The sequence below is a fragment of the Wolbachia endosymbiont of Ctenocephalides felis wCfeT genome (assembly GCF_012277295.1).
Lineage (GTDB): Bacteria > Pseudomonadota > Alphaproteobacteria > Rickettsiales > Anaplasmataceae > Wolbachia.
In genome coordinates, this window is sequence record NZ_CP051156.1 from 1070210 (window position 1) to 1086668 (window position 16459).

Sequence of the window (16459 nt, forward strand, 5' to 3'; positions counted from 1 at the left end):
TCTCTATTTCTTACTTAACATATCCATCAAATCAGATTCTTTGAACTTACTGTGATCAACTTTGCTGAATTTGTTTACCATAGCACTCATCTGATCGTATTGCTTAATTAAGAGATTAATATCCGGTACGCCTGTTCCAGAACCCTTTGCAATTCTGAGTCTCCTTTTGCCATTTAAAATATCTGGATTTTGCCTTTCTTTTTCAGTCATCGAGTTGATGATAGCGATATATTTTTTTACTTTGGTGTCGTCTGGTACTCCGCTACTCAATTTTTTTGTAAATGAGCTAGGAATGAATTTCATTATACTACTAATTCCATCCATTTTTTTTAGAGTTTTTAGCATTCCCACTAGGTCATTTAGGTCAAATTTACCTTTTTTGACTTTACTTTGCAGTTTACTAATCTCTTCCTGGCCAACAATTTCAGCGGCTTTTTCAACCAATGAAACGACATCACCCATGCTGAGTATTCTTTTTGCAATCCTGTCAGGGTAAAAATCGTCAAGATCGCTTAACTTTTCGCCACAAGCAATAAATTTAATAGGACAATTAGTGATCATCTTCATGGAAAGTGCTGCACCACCGCGTGCGTCTCCATCAACACGAGTTAGAATAATGCCAGTCACGCCGATTATCTCATTGAACGACTTAGCAATATTTACTGCGTCCTGACCTATCATTGAATCAGCAACTAAAATCACTTCTGCAGGTGAAGTGAGCTCCTTTACAGCTTTCAATTCGTTCATCATGCTGTCATCAATGTGAAGCCTACCTGCAGTATCCAATATCAATACATCATAATTATCATCTTTTGCATTTTTCAGTGCTCTTTTTGCAATCATAAGTGGCTTTTCATCCGCTATAACAGGCAAAGTTTGCACATCTATTTGTTTGCCTAGCACTTCAAGCTGCTTTTGAGCGGCTGGCCTATAAATGTCCAAGGAAGCTAGCATCACTTTTTTCTTCTGTTTTTTTAGCTTTAAAGCAAGCTTTCCTGAAGTAGTTGTCTTACCTGCGCCTTGTAATCCTACCATCATAATTACAGCAGGAGATTTAACTGTAAGATTTAATTCACTTTTTTCTGATCCTAAAGTTGCAACTAAATTATCTTGAACAATTTTGATTATCATTTGCGCTGGAGAAACACTTTTGATAACTTTTTCTCCAACTACTTTATCTTTAATGTCATTGATAAACTTTTTCGCAACTTCAAGTGCAACATCAGCTTCAATCAAAGCTATGCGTATCTCGCGCATAGCGAGATTAAAATCATCTTCGGAGATAATTGACTTCCCTTTTAGTTTGCTAAATACAGAATTTAAGCTTTCAGTTAAAGATTTAAACATAACAACACTAATAGAATACTCATTAAAAAGAGAGAAGAAGCTGAAACGAAGCTCACTGAGCTATAGCTAATTACTTCTTTAAGCTTAGTAGTACTATTAAAGTATAAATTAATAAATAAACTAGTCAAGTTTTGCAGTGTGTCAACGGAAATTTTCCTTATTTTTAAGATCAATTTACAAAAAAGTGAGATAATATAAGGCATGAAGGCTATAAAAATCCAATCAACATCCATTTTAAAATTTATTCTTGGCACAAATAACTTACGCAAAGGAATAAATAGCAAAGTTGCAAATAGCATTAAACTAAACTGTGACCAGATATTTTTTGTTGTGTATACTAAGTTAAAAATTGAAGATTTATTGTAAATAAATAAATAAGGATTGCCAATTGCCACACACATAAACGCTAAAATGATCATAGGTAGCTTATTCTTTTCCTCTGCTAGAGGTTGTGTTGACTTATTTTTGACAACAAACATGTAGTAAAGGAATTTCAGCCCCACGCTTAAGTAAAGTAGTAAGCCTAGAATTTTATATAGACTTTTATATACTTCTAATCCACTGCCATTAATTTCAGTTGCAATGTATGACTTGCTAACAAATCCAGCAGTGCCTGGAAATGTAGCCATTGTGAGTATTGCAATTATAGCACATATGCCTTCAAACGACATTAATTTACCTGCTCCATTGAAGCTAGCTGTTTTCGTTCGCGAAATAATTGAGTTAGAAACTATAAATAGTAGTGATTGATATACGAGGGAGAAAAGTACGTGCAGCGTTAAAACTGATGCAGCTTCTTTTGAAGAGCTAAGCAAACCTCCGGCAATAATGAGCAAGCCCAGTTGTCCAACAACATTATAGCACAAAAATCTACGAATATTTTGCTCAAGAGAGGCAAATATAATTGCGTAAATTGCAGTTATCGAGCCTAAAAATGCCAATATTTCAGCATGTAAATTATAAGCATGTAAGAACATTATTAAAAACGAAACTTTAGTAGTAAATAAAGCAAGGTAGCAGGTTCCATGCAGCGATGCAGCAGGATATGCATCAACAACCCAGAATGACAAAGGAAAGCAAGTGCAGTTTATCAATAAACCTATGATTATCAAATCAGGATTATGTGCTGCAAGCCCTACCATGAGCAGCACTCCAACAAAAAAGTGTATGCAAGTGTATCTTATTGCAGGTCCACTATCTTTGCAACCGGTTGAGATTATAAAAAATGCACTGATAGTCATCAATTCACAGAATATTACCACTAAGATCATCTGCTGAGATGAGATTGCACACAATGAGCTGACAGTGTAAGCAGTGAAAGATAGCATTTCTACAAAACTCAAATTTTTTGCTGAAAGCACAGATAAAAATGCGGCTGATAAAAAAGATATCAGTATAACACGTAAGGATAGATCAAAATTTAGAATTGGAAGAGACCAATTTACCGTAATGTTTATTGACAACGTAGGGACTATTACTACTAATATAATCAGTAGTAACAACAATGACGACTTATAAAGCTGCACAATAATCTAAACGAATATGGTTTATGCTATCTTAATGTGCAAGTAAAATCAATTCGCATTTTAACCACTAATTAAACTAATTAGAATATACTTATACAAGGGGCTAGATAGGTAACCGGTCAGACTAGGTTTTTAATCCAATCTGACCGATAGCTTTAATAGTGAGGTAAGCTTTAATATAGCATACTAAATTCATAGTGCTATACTCGTGCATAATTCGTTTTCAATTTGTGCACGAGCGTTAGTATATTATTTACTTTTTGGAATGAATTTGAGCAACAGTATGTAAATATCTTGTCTATACTTCTAACTGTTTTATTTTAAACTCACACTTATTTGCAGTTCTTACAACTTCCTCCATGCATTCTTTATCCTTGAATGTGAATTTTACAGTAGTGAACTTCTCATCATCAATCACATTATAACATACTCTTTCAAGTGATACATTTTTGCATATTGTAGGTGGAAGGTAATATCCTATGCTTAAGTTGTGATCTGCTTCTCTGTATTTCATGGTAGGCATTCCAGTAAAAAGGTGAAAATTAGGATTCCATGTACCTGGACTTACAGAGAGGGTACCTAGTTTCTTATCATGGATAACATTATAATAATCTTCTGAGAACTCAAGTATTAAAAAATAATCGTTCATAATATTACCTTTATGAAAATATTTATTATAACATTTACTTATTAATAAAATATATTTATTATGATATAATCATCCTAAAGTGATTGCGCCTGCAAGAAGTATGTGGTGCCAAAGTGTATTCTGAAACGTTAACTACACGTAAGGGGTAAGATAGAGTATGTACTAAGAGATAATGAGGTGGCATAGCATGCTAAATTCATAGTGCTATACTCGTGCATAATTCGTTTTCAATTTGTGCACGAGCGTTAGTATAATTATTTACTTTTTGGAATGAATTTAAGCAACAGTATGTAAGTATTCTGTCTATACTTCTAACTAGCTTGCTATAAACCCACAAGACTTTGCAGTTTGTAAAATTTTACTTTTGTTTTCTGTTTGCACTTTTATCTTCGTGACGTACTTGTTCTGACTCACGCTTTCAGCTGATACACCTTGATATACTGTGATATTAGGAGGATTACATATCATTTCTAATTCATTATTTTCATATATAAAAAGATTATCAGAATGTTTAGCGATTGCAGTGAGAGTATGTAATGTTCTATCATATTCATGCTCTTCAGTATGTTCAATATCGAACGCCCGTGTTGGAAAATAAAATGTTATGCTATCAATTGTGCTATCGACCATAATGTTACCTTTATGAAAATATTTATTATAACATTTACTTATTAATAAAATATATTTATTGTAGTATAATTAGCTTAGAATAATCGCTAACTTGTTAACTTAAAGCAAGGGTTTTAACAGCTTTTTAATTAGGGATTTCTTACTGATTTCATCAGACAACTTGCTTTCACTTGTTTCGCAGTGGGGCTGTGTGATGCTGGAAAAACAGATGTATTAAGCTGTTCCCCGTTCTGGTGGCTTAAAGCACTCAAGAATCAACTTACCGCTTAACATGCTCTTAAAAGCTTTACACTTGCTTGTGTCACCTTTTGCTGCTCTTTCATTGATTGCATCACAGACCATCTTGACCACCCTTTCTAGTGTTAATAGAAAGCATACTGCTGCTAAAGTACAAGACAATGCAAGAGGGATGAAAGGACAAAAAATGGCAGCAGTAGATAAAGCGCCTGTAACGAAAAGGCCACTTGTAATCTTTCCTGAATTTCTATCCCAGTATGGTAGAGCTTCCTGAATTTTTCGCTCAATTTCTTTAAAGTCTTCTACTTTTGTTTCATCAAGGCCTTCTCTTTTAGCAAAAGCTTTATTTGTTAATAATCTAGCAATACTAAGAGGTTTTAATTTATATATTCTCCCACTTTGCAATTCTAAGCTTGTTCTAGTAGTAAGAACTTCTTCTAGTCTGCCTTTATCTTTAGCTTTTTCCAATATATAATTAACAAGATCTATATTCCCATGCTTCATAGCATATTTAAAAACAGCTCCAAGCAGTGTGAAATTATGTGTCACCCCATTCTTTTTGAAAGTTATACAATGGGAAGTGAAAACTTTTTCTCGTCTTCCTTTTTTTTCAGCTTTATTCAATAGATAATAAACAAGATCAATATTATTATTTTCCATAGCGCGTTTTAAAGCAAATCCAAGCGGAGTGTAATGATATGTTTCCCCATTTTGTTCTACAGTTAAACAATAGGAAGTAATAGCTTTATTTAACATGCGTGCATGTTTAGCTTTCTCTAATGTATGCTCAAAAAGCTTAGTATCCCCTTTTTCCATAGCACGTTTTAAAGCAAATCCAAATGGCGTGTAATGATATATTGCCCCATTTTCTTCCACAGTTACACAATAAGAAGTAAGAACTTTTTTTAATCTACCTTCCTTTTTAGCTTGCTCCAATATGTCATAAATAAGACTAATATCACCTGTATCAAAAGCAAATTTATAAGCAACTCTCATAAGTGACTTAGTGCGCTTTAAATTACTTGAAAATTTTGTTTCTTTAATAACTTCGAAAACTGCCCTTACATCTTCTAGCTCTTGAATTTGCCATGTCTTAGAAGGTGTCTGCAAACTCAAGAATTAGCTAATTTAGTAAGCATAATAGTAGTCATATTAAAGAAAATATTGGTTTCCGAAGTTTGAGGAGAATGCTCATAATCCTTACTCATACGCCTAAAATTGGAAAGCCAAGCAAAAGTTCTTTCAACAATCCAACGCTTCGGTATAACCTCAAATCCCGCAATATTAGGAGCTTTTTTTGCTATTGTAAATAAACATCCTGTTTTTATTAAGCATCTGTTTTTAAGGTTACCTGTGTATCCTTGATCAGCAAAAAACCTCTGTAATGTTGGTATTTTTTGTTTTGCTTTTACCAGAAGATCTAAAGCTCCCTCGCGGTCTTGGATGCTTGCACTGTGTACATCTGCCGTAATCACGAGTCCTAGCGTGTCTACAATAATATGCCGTTTTCGACCTTTTATTTTCTTGCCAGCATCGTAACCTCTGGCCCCCCTTTTTGAGTCGTTTTTACTGATTGGCTGTCAATTATTCCAACTGATGGTGTGGCTCTTTTACCAACTACCTCCCTTACTTTTTTTACTAAAATATCGTGTATTTCTTGCCATTTTCCAGTGTTTTTTAGTCGTGTGTTCCAACTGTAAATTGTCTTCCATGGTGGGAAATCCTTAGGTAATTGTCTCCATTGGCAGCCTGTTCTCATTACGTACCTTATTGCATTAATAATTGTTCTAATATCGTGTTTTCTTGGTCTACCTGTCTTTTTTGGCTCAAAATATGGCTTTAAAATTTCCCATTCACTGTCTTTTATGTCACTTGGATACATGTTAAAGTTATCCTTGTATCACATAATTGTCCTTTTTTCTACTTTTCTACATACTTTGCAGACACCTTCTTATTAATGTCACAATTGTGTTCTATTGCAACTTGTAAACTAGAAAACAAATCTTTTTGCTCTGGTGTTAAATTATTGTATGACAGCACTTTATTCCTTAATGTAATAATTAATATAATTAATTATTACACAATTTTATGAAAAAGTCAATTGCTCTTCAGCCAAAAAAGGGTATAATTCTAGCGGGTAGTGCTGGAAAAACAGATGTATTAAGCTGTTCCCCGTTCTGGTGACTTAAAGCACTTAGGAACTACATTGCTTAACATGCTCTGAGCAGCTTTCCACGGACTTGTGCCATCTTTTACTGCTTTTTCATTGGTTGCATCACGAACCGTATAGAATATTAATAGTACTCCAAAAGCGATTGCTGTACTACTTACTTCAAAAGGTATAACTGGATAATGAAGGGCGATAATTCCAAACACTATAGGTACAAAACCTAAAGCGATAAGGCCAACCTTTCCTCTGTGCTCGCTGAAGAAGTTAGACCAACGCATTGCTGGCTTAGGCGGTTGATTTACATATCCAATGTTTCTTGGTCGACCATCTGCTGCTTCCTTAATCGTTGGAACAAGTGCTTTATGAAACATGTGTTCAGAATATTCAGACAATGTAAATGTAAGTTTTTCATCATTCGAATCCTTTATTTTTTGAGTAGCACTAAAAGCTTCTTTTATATCCTTAACATACGGATATAAACTATCAAACCCCGTACTATCATAAAAGCGTAGTATAGCATAACCAAGCAGTGTAACAGTGTGTTTTTCCTTATGATGTCCCACGGTTATAGTAGCAGTAAAAACAGACACCAAATCTTCTCGCCCTAGATTTTTGAGCGCATTATCAATGTCCGTTTTTGCTTCTTCATAATCCTTTTGTGCCACTTCACATGTTTTATCCTCTTTCTTCATCTTGTCCATTGAGCATTGTAAACGATTAAATAATTCTCCTTGCTCTTGTGTTAAATTATTGTGTGGCATACTTTACCCCTTAATTTTAAAATTAACATAATTAATTATTACATAATCTTACAAATAAGTCAATTTTTACTTAGCCAAGAAATTCTCTTCAAATCTGAAGAAATAGCTGAAAATGAAGTAAATAAAGCTAGAAAAGATTGCAAAGCTAAGATTTAATTCACATCAAGCATTTACAATCAAATATAAAAAATAAAAAAGATTTGATAAAATAGTTAAGAAAGCAAAAATATAGAAGTTTAACTTGAAATAGCCGCACGAGATTTGTACTACACTTCCAAGTGGTGGCGCCCATGAAAGCAATAAAGTTAAAAGAATTAGCAAATTTTTTATTGTTCTTGATGTTGTGTGTTCATGTTTTGGCTTGTGGTATGATTTGCGTATCAAAGTTGTCATTTTCCCTAAATACCAGTTAATCACTCCCCCAAGGCTTGAGCCTAATACTCCAAAAAGTAGCATAAGTGTTATATTATAGTACGACCTAAAGCATAGCATAACATGAAATACAAAACTTTGTTGTATGGGCAAGATTAAAGACGATACTAGATTATCTGTAAATAATAGAAAGTAATTTTCCATGCTCACCAGGTAGTTGTACCGTCCTCATTATCAGAAATCGAAACTCCCATTTGTTTTAACTGATCTCTTATTTTGTCTGCAGTATCATAATTTTTACTTTGCTTTGCCTCCCGTCTTAAGTCTATTAATTTTTTTATCTCTTGAGGATCAGTGTCAATAGCAAACCATTCTTGATAACTTGATTGCAAAAAGCCAATGAGCCTAGCGCTTTTGATAAAACTTTCAGTCAATTTTAGCTTTTCACTTTCATTGCTAGTCTTATTGATCTGTGTAACCATTCCATGAAGTGCAGCTATAGCTTCAGGAACGTTTAAATCGTCCTTTAAAGCTTCTATGAAATCTGTGGAAATCTCTGCATCACTTTTGTCAATATTTGTTGCATCTATATTGCGCAATAATCGATAAAATTTATTTAAAGTTTCTTGTGCTTCAATAATCACGTTTTCTGTCCAATCAAGTGGCTTGTGGTAGTGAGTCTTGAGTAGCGCATAGCGTATTACTTCACCTTTTATTCCGCTATCCAGCAAGTCTCTTACTTTAACTACATTAAACAAAGATTTGCTCATTTTTTCTTCGTTTACTGTTAAAAAGCCATTGTGCAACCAATATTTTGCAAACATTGATCCAGCAAATGCAGATCTACTTTGTGCAATCTCATTTTCGTGATGAGGGAATTGTAAATCTATGCCTCCACCGTGAATATCAAAATCTTTACCAAGAAGTGCATATGACATTGCTGAGCATTCAATGTGCCATCCCGGCCTACCTTCTCCCCATGGACTATCCCAATAACTTGAAAGTTTGTAATCGATATCATTTGCAGGCTTCCACAGCACAAAATCTCCTGGATGCTTTTTATTTTCATCAACTTCAATTCTGTTACCATAGTCTAATTCATCGATTTTTTTTCCCGATAGAGCACCATACTCAGGATAAGACTCTACGCTGAAATATACATGATTATTAGCTTCATAAGCGTGACCAGACTTGAGCAAATATTCAATTAATTTGATAATATAATCTATATTTTCAGTTGCCTTAGGCTCATACGTTGGTTCTGCACAATTGATGCTCCTCATATCGTCATGAAAAGCTTTAGTGTAATATGTTGATATATTTTCTATATTGCTATTTTTCTCATTTGCTGCATTGATTATCTTGTCGTCAATATCTGTTATGTTGCGCACATAAGTAACTTTACTATAGCAAAACTTGAGTAATTGAAATAATACATCATAAACGACAACAGAACGTGCATTTCCTATATGTGCTGTATCGTACACAGTTGGTCCACATACATATATTTTTATATGATTTTCATCAATTGGTTTAAAAATCTCTTTTTTTTTGTTAAGGTATTATAGAACCTAACCATATACAAAATTTTTAAGGAAAGAAAATGCTCCAAGTATCAGTTGTGGTCCTTTGATTATTATAACAAAAGTGAGCAGTAACCCAAGTAGCGATATTAAAACTCCTAATATAGACAAAAATCCATCCTTACTCATGATACCAAGAGAAATAAGAGTTGTGCCGATTGCAGGAACGAAATTAGTCAGAGGTAATGGAAGAGCTATCGATAATGCACAAAGCAGCATGATAAACGCCAAAATCCTTTCACCTGGTCCATAGAAAATAAAAGACATCCTCGGTTTCATAAATCTTTCTATCTTTTTTAACGTAGGGGAAGTTTTTTCTACCACAAGAGCAAGCGTTGAACGCTGAAAAGATTTCCTTTCTAACCAATGTGGCATCCAAGGAGAATCAAATCCAAATAAAAGCTGCAGTGAAAAGAGAATTAATGGAATAGAAAGTATAGTTGTATACCCAGGAGGAACTGGTATTGGCACTGATAGCGGTAAAGAAAAAATGATCATCAAAATACCAAAACCACGCTCATGCAGAGCTGTTTTAATGTCAAATAACGTTACTTTATCACTCTCATTGTTATCCGCAATCTCTTTTAACACATCAGAGGCTAATTTCTTATTTTCAGCAAGTTTCTCGCTTTTTTCCACAAATACCCTTAATTAAGCTACTACTTCTAACTAACATAATTATTGCAATATTTCAATATTCATTTTTTAAACCATTCTAAATAGCTACATGCCCACAACTGTATGAACATGGAAATCACTGCGTTTTACTGCAATTTGCTTGCAATTTGCTATAGTTTTCACAGACCTTCTTGTTATCTTGGTATGCCATTTTCTAAATTCTGAGATCAAAAAAATAACCTTTTTTTATTATTTTTTTTGCCATAATTATGATTAATAAAATTATAACAAATTATAGGTAAAATTTATATATTAATAATAATATTTTTAATAGGAGGGTAAAATGGCTGATTATTTTAGTTATTTTAATATAATTGAAGAGGGTATTTTAACAATAGTTAGAAGCAATCGTGGAGACGGTTCTGATAAGACATTAGAAGAGGTTTTCGAAGAGATATCTAAACGGGAGGACATATCTAAGATTAAAGAGTTTAATTTAAGTTGTGGAATTTTAGATGAAGATGTAGAAGTTGTAACAAACTTTCTAAGGAAAAATAAGAACCTTATTAAGAACCTTACATCACTTGATTTACGTGGAAGCCAAATTGGAGATGAAGGTGTAAAAGTTCTAGCAGAATATCTGGAGGAAAGTAATATTATATCACTCAATTTAAGCTGGAACAACATTGAAGATAAAGGTGCAAAAGCTCTAGCAGAAGCTCTGAAGGGAAGTAATATTACATCACTTAATTTAAGCTGTAACCAAATTGGATATAAAGGTGAAAAAGCTATGAAGAAAAGTAAGAACCCTATATCACTTGATTTAAGCTGGAATCCAATCGAAAGATGCAACACTGGATGTTGCGCTTTCAGTGGTGCAGCATTTGGCTTTGCTACAGGGTTAGCATTAGCAACATGTCTTACAGCTGTTAATGCTTTAGTTCTTGTTGAGGCCATTAAAGTTTTTACTTTTTGTACCGTTGCTTTCACATTTGCTGGAGCTATAGGGGGTTATGGTATTGCAACTTCACTTAATAATACAGATACCGTTCAGCACTTTAATCCAGAACTTTCTAAATAAATAACTTAAGGATGGGGGCTTGTCCCCATTCCTTGTTGTTAATGATACCAGATGTTATTCATGGTTATGCAAGAGCTATATTCACGTGCCCCATTTTGCGTTTATCTCTCACTTCCGTCTTTCCATATATAGTCAAGTTAGCTTTTTCATCATTTAAATATTTATGAGAATCATGTATATCTTTACCTATTATGTTTTTTGTCATGCAAGGAAAACGCAGTGCCACTTTCTGCATAGGCAATCCGCATATTACTCTCACCAACTGCTCAAATTGACTTACATTGCATGCATCCAAGCTCCAATGACATGAATTATGAGGTCTTGGAGCTAATTCATTAATTAGTAGCTCATTATCTTTAGTAATAAAAAACTCAATAGCTAGAATTCCTATTAAATTCAGTGCATTTGCTGTTTTTTCCGCAATGTATTGTACTTTCTCAATTAAATTGTTATCTATTTTAGCCGGTACTGTTGAGGTATCAAGTATACCGTCAACATGATGATTCTCTGCTACAGGAAAAAAAGTTACTTTACCACTCTTACCTCTTGCAATAATTATTGAAACCTCTTTAAGTAAATCAACACTTTCTTCAAGAATATGTTGTTTACTCCAATCAAAAGAGTTAAACCGCTCCAATTCAGAATCATTGTTGATTACATACTGTCCCTTTCCATCATAATCCATTTCTGCTGTTTTAAGTCTCATTGGATAGCTAAAATTTTTGCTGCCTTCCAGTAACTCATTGTAATTCTGTACACTTTTGTAGTTAGCAGTTTTTATGTTTAAATTTTTAATAAAATCCTTTTCTCTTAATCTATTTTGTGAAATGTGCAATGCTTCCTTACCCGGATAAAAACTCACATATTGTGATACAATATCAATTGCACTACATGGTATATTTTCAGATTCAATAGTAACTAAATCTACACTTTGCGCAAAAGACTCAAGAGCTTTCTCGTCAGAGAAATTTGCTATTGTTAAATCATCAACAATAGAACAGCCTGGATCGTTTTTATTAGCAGTAAAAATATGTATTTTTTGTCCAAGATTTGTTGCAGCAATGGCAGTCATTTTACCCAATTGCCCACCACCCATTATTCCTATTGTTTTTTTATCTAGCATATTCTAATTGTGTAGTTATCAACAGTACCAAATCAAAATTCATGGATCCCAGATACTACCTTCTGAGTCAACAAATTATTTGACCTTTACAGTAGAAAAATTCAGTTATTTCCGTTTTGGAAATAACTGAATTTGAGATATATGGACCATAAAGAAAGGTGTCATTCTAGCGCTTGACGCTGGAATGGCTTTATTGCATCGCTCTTTGGATAGGAGGCAATGCATAATAAATTCATGAAGCTATCTCAAATTTAGCCATGCCTATTTCAGTAAATTTGTTCAGCAAATAACACTTGAGTAGCATTTCTTTCTCACGGTTAATCTCAGATTTGTTCCTAAAACTAAACCCAAATGTTTGCTTCAGTCGCGAGAAAAAACTTTCTATATAAGATCTCTTCCCATAATTTATCTCTTTTTTCCACTTCTTCATACCATCTTCACCATATGACTTTATGAGCTTGATTGTAGAATTTCTCTCAGCCATATAATCCAGCTTTGGATGCTCCACTGCATTGTTTTGCAGAGGAATTTTTGTCTTTATGCCAAGCTCATTGCACAATTTGTATAACTTCTTTCGATTATATGCTCTGTCTGCATATAGTGTGCTTATATTGTATTTAGCATTAGCCCTTGCAATAAGATCACAGGCTCCATAGTGGTCAGAATAAACTCCACTACTGTATTTTGCAGCTATGACTTTTTTGCTACCTATCTCCAGCATTACATGCAATTTTCTTGTTTGCTTATAGCCACGGTACTTTCTATCTGTACCGTTTGCCTTACTATGGCCTGGAATATTATTGTAGATGCTTATTCCAGTGCTATCTATGGCGATCTCAATATTTTCCATACTGTTTTTATCATGTCTTCGATCATTAATTTTTAAGTTAAGCTTTTTGAATCTTCTGGAAGCCTGGGAATAGCTGATAACTTGCAAATTTTTTCCTATTTGCTCAAGGTATCCCGCTATAAACCCCACCGTTTGTCTTAGGCCTATTCTAAACAAATAAGTTATTATGTGAATTAGAATTACGACTTTATCACTATAAATATTGTTGCCACCGGCCATTTTGGGACTTTTTTCGTACCAATTTTCTATGGCATCGTTGACGTAATAAAAAATATTTCCTCTTTCTTGGAGAAATTTGTTATATTCGTAGCAGTTACTGACTTTCATTTTGACTGGCATATTTTTCCTTTGTCGGTTAAATGCCTGTTTATAATGAATTTCGTCAGTAACTCCCAGTTCTTTTTACTTTAGCTATGCAACAAAGCCATTCCAGCGTCACGCGCTGGAATGACACCTTTTGGAACAACGTTCGTACAGATGTAAATATAAGCTCAGTAATTTTTTTTATTCAAGAAATAGGATAGTTATGGAAAAAAAGTACTTGCATAACTTTGAACACCTACTTATTATGCAAAGCAATATTGTAGTTTAAACAGTTGACTATTGTTTAAAAGCATATTAGATATGGTATAAGTGTGATAAGGGGGTATATTATGGCAATAACAAATCCTACAAATTCTTCAATTTTTTCAGGAACTGCTTCTTATATAAGCAGTTCAAAACCTGTTACTTTTATAAAAAACAGTTTGTTTCCTAAAAAAAGCAATAAAGGAGGAAAAGTAAGTAATAAATTAACAACAGAAGATAAAAATATTATTGCAGATGTTATTTCTGCAATGGAAAGTTTATTGCAGAGAAATTCTGCTGATAAAGAAAAGTTTGATAGGGAGAAGTTGAAAAAGCTCGCATCTCTTAGAAGTAGGATAGAAAGCTCTCTTACTAAGGATAGAGCAATAATGAAATTTTGTCATTCCATTATAGAAAATGAAGATTTATGTAAAGCATTCAATGATCTTTCTGAAAAGAATAATGATAAGGAGTTTTCTGCTAAATTAGATGAGATCATTGAAGAGTTTGGCATACACCAACTGCAAAGAAAAATGCTGCTCCTTAAGAAGATTCAGGGAAAAAGTGACTTCAATTCTATAAAAAATAGTTATGGTGACTGGGGTTTTTATAATCTGTTAAGAGATTTGACGCGTGATGAAAATTTTAAGAAAGAGTATCTTGATAAAGCATTCAGTGAAAGAAGTAAGTCTTTTATGGATGATGTGAATAAGTATATAGAACTAGCATATATAGGAAGGGGAGTTGCAAATAAATATTTTAGCGCAAAATTAGATATTCAAGCTTATTATTCGGTAACGGGTGATAATAACAGAGTTTTGAATATAAATCTTGTTGATCACGGTAACAATGAGCCAATAGAAGTTAGTGATATTTTAAAGAAGGAACAAGATACTGATGCATTGAATATCTATCACAATGGAAAGCTTGAGGTTTATGGTCGTCAAGATAAAGAGAAGAAAAGATATTACACATTTGAAGGAAATGCATCTTACGAGATGACAAGCACTTGGCCTGTAAGCTGTAAAATGGTTATGCATGTGAATAAGGATGGTATAGCTAAAGTGTTGAGCTTTGATGATGGTACAGATTCTAAGTTGACACAAGAAAAGTGGTTTGAGTTATTGAAACAAAACCAAGAGTTGTACATTCAAGGCCTGCCTTTACATGAAGCTGTAGCAAAATACTTGGGACTAAGATCTGGAGAAACATTACAAGCAACAACAAAGGCTGAGAAGCAGCTACCTGACGTTATACCTACTTCTCAAAAAAGTAAGGAAATTGCTAAAAGTTCCAGTTGTGAAGGACCTACGAAGAAAGGTCCAGGTGGGAACCCAAAAGATTCTGATAAAGATAAAGATCCAGGTCCAGATAGTGGAGCTAGTCCTGCAGCTAGTTCTCCTAGTACACCGGATAGTCAACCAGAGACTGTTTCTCAACCTGGTAAGGTTACAACACAGAACTCTACAACCAATGTCACGCAACAAGCTGAAGCTCATACTGAAACAAAAGGAGTTAACTCGCAATCAATTGTAACTCAAGCAGAAACTACTTTACAAGATGAGTTAAATGGCAAGATAGTAGAGCTATCTGGAAAAAATAGTGGTTTGCAAAGTAAGCTTAAAGTACAAGAACAAAAATTTATAGAAAAAGAAGAGTATGAGGAGTTAGTGAAGTTGCTTTTTAAGGAAAGTGAAGAATTAAAAAGAGAGTTAGATGACACTGAAGAAAAGAAAGAAAAGCTAAATAGGAAGTTTGAGCAGGTTATTCAAACAAATGAAGAGTTAACAGGTGAGGTAAAAAGATTATTTGGAAAAAATAGCGATTTGGAAAATGAGCTTAAAGTACAAGAAACAGGTAAAGAAGAATATAGAGAGTTAGTGAACAAGCTTATTGAGGCAAGGAGTAAATTAGAAAAAGACTTAAATACTGCTACAAAAGAGAAGAATGAGTTTGAAGGCAAGGTAGAAGAGTTATCTGGAAAAAATAGTGATTTACAAGCCGAGCTTGAAGCACAAGAGCAAGGATTAAAAGCAGAGAGAATAAAAGGACATGAAGAATTAATGAAAGTTAATACAGAACGAAAAAAGCAAGTGCATGGTCTTGTTGAGGCAACATGGAAATTAAGAAAAGCTTTAAGTAACGCTATAAAAGAAAGGAATGCGTTCGAAGATGAATCAAAGAAGTTAAAGATAAAACTAAAAGAAGACGAAGAAGAATTAGATCTTATACTAGATAAACACTCTAATACTGTAGACAAATTAAATTCTCAGCTATGTGAAAAAGATGATGAGATTAAAGATTTAGAGGAAAGGGTAAAAGAACAGCAGTTGAAACTGCTGGAAAAAGGTGATGAGCTTAATAAGCTAGTTGAAAGTTATAAGGAAATAATAAAAGAAAAATTTCAGCTTCTGCAGCAGGAAAAAGATAACAAAATTGAAGATTTAGAGTCTCAGCTGCAGGGAAAAGATAATGAAATTGAAAATTTAAAGGAAATAATAGAAGATAAGACAGAGAGAATTGAAAGAATGAAAGAAGACTCTCTTATTGATAAAAAAGAAATAAAAGAGTTAAGAAATTATGTAGAAGATTTGAATAAAACTGATGATAACAAAATAGACATAGATGAGGTCTTCAGTAATGTAACGTCATATCGGGATTTATGTACTATAGTTTCAGGACTTGGTGGTCTTATTGAGCCAATAACGGAACAACTGTCACCTAGATCTAAACGACCTAGATTTGGAAGTATCACTACTGATGATGGGTTTGATAGTGAAAGTGATAGGGGAAGTGATATAGATGACGATAGAGGAAGTTATGGAGGAAAAAGTGATAATCGCCCTAACTCTGCTATTAATTCTTCTTGGATAGAAAACGTATCCATTCAGCCGGGCGGTAAAATAAAGAGTAGACAAGGAATGCTAAAAAGGTAAACTAGAGTG

The 16459-nt window shown here is 33.7% G+C and carries 11 protein-coding genes and 2 pseudogenes; 2 read left to right on the top strand and 11 right to left on the bottom strand.

The features are described from left to right. Positions 1 to 3: 3 nt before the first annotated feature. From ffh to HF197_RS05265, 9 genes and pseudogenes are all read right to left on the bottom strand, one after another. Entirely contained in the window at positions 4 to 1347 is a 1344-nt protein-coding gene (gene ffh, locus HF197_RS05220) for a signal recognition particle protein (RefSeq protein ID WP_168464524.1), read from the bottom strand. Then, positions 1332 to 2873: a proton-conducting transporter transmembrane domain-containing protein gene (locus HF197_RS05225; RefSeq protein ID WP_168464525.1), complete on the bottom strand. Its 1542-nt coding sequence runs from the start codon at positions 2871 to 2873 to the stop codon at positions 1332 to 1334. Before HF197_RS05225 ends, ffh begins: the two co-directional genes overlap by 16 nt. 298 nt (positions 2874 to 3171) lie before the next feature. Next, positions 3172 to 3522, bottom strand: coding sequence for a hypothetical protein (locus HF197_RS05230; RefSeq protein ID WP_168464526.1), 351 nt, complete (start codon positions 3520 to 3522; stop codon positions 3172 to 3174). A 315-nt stretch (positions 3523 to 3837) separates the two neighbouring features. Continuing rightward, positions 3838 to 4152: a hypothetical protein gene (locus HF197_RS05235; protein WP_168464527.1), complete on the bottom strand. Its 315-nt coding sequence runs from the start codon at positions 4150 to 4152 to the stop codon at positions 3838 to 3840. A gap of 213 nt (positions 4153 to 4365) precedes the next feature. Next, positions 4366 to 5505, bottom strand: a complete 1140-nt coding sequence (locus HF197_RS05240; protein ID WP_168464528.1) for a hypothetical protein — start codon at positions 5503 to 5505, stop codon at positions 4366 to 4368. Beyond that, positions 5502 to 6271, bottom strand: a pseudogene (locus tag HF197_RS05245) (IS5 family transposase). Before HF197_RS05245 ends, HF197_RS05240 begins: the two are co-directional and overlap by 4 nt. A 278-nt stretch (positions 6272 to 6549) precedes the next feature. Then, positions 6550 to 7320, bottom strand: coding sequence for a hypothetical protein (locus HF197_RS05250; protein ID WP_168464529.1), 771 nt, complete (start codon positions 7318 to 7320; stop codon positions 6550 to 6552). Between the two features lie 578 nt (positions 7321 to 7898). Continuing rightward, positions 7899 to 9271 (bottom strand): annotated as a pseudogene (cysS, locus tag HF197_RS05260) (cysteine--tRNA ligase). Further along, positions 9264 to 9914, bottom strand: a complete 651-nt coding sequence (locus HF197_RS05265) for an exopolysaccharide biosynthesis protein (RefSeq protein WP_168464531.1) — start codon at positions 9912 to 9914, stop codon at positions 9264 to 9266. Before HF197_RS05265 ends, cysS begins: the two are co-directional and overlap by 8 nt. Before the next feature lie 322 nt (positions 9915 to 10236). Here HF197_RS05265 and HF197_RS05270 point away from each other — a divergent pair, with 322 nt between their 5' ends. Next, a complete protein-coding gene (locus HF197_RS05270) occupies positions 10237 to 10974 on the top strand; it encodes a leucine-rich repeat domain-containing protein (RefSeq protein ID WP_168464532.1) in 738 nt (245 codons plus the stop codon). 64 nt (positions 10975 to 11038) lie between these two features. Here the strand turns inward: HF197_RS05270 and HF197_RS05275 are convergent, their stop codons facing one another. Together HF197_RS05275 and HF197_RS05280 are read right to left on the bottom strand one after the other, a co-directional pair. Beyond that, positions 11039 to 12097, bottom strand: a complete 1059-nt coding sequence (locus tag HF197_RS05275; protein WP_168464533.1) for a 5-(carboxyamino)imidazole ribonucleotide synthase — start codon at positions 12095 to 12097, stop codon at positions 11039 to 11041. Between the two features lie 232 nt (positions 12098 to 12329). After that, positions 12330 to 13286 carry an IS5 family transposase gene (locus HF197_RS05280; RefSeq protein ID WP_168463922.1) on the bottom strand — a complete coding sequence of 319 codons (957 nt, stop codon included), beginning with the start codon at positions 13284 to 13286 and terminating at the stop codon, positions 12330 to 12332. Positions 13287 to 13600: 314 nt separating this feature from the next. On the opposite strand from HF197_RS05280, the gene HF197_RS05285 reads away from it, so the two are divergent. Further along, positions 13601 to 16450, top strand: coding sequence for a coiled-coil domain-containing protein (locus HF197_RS05285; RefSeq protein ID WP_168463941.1), 2850 nt, complete (start codon positions 13601 to 13603; stop codon positions 16448 to 16450). Positions 16451 to 16459: the final 9 nt, after the last annotated feature.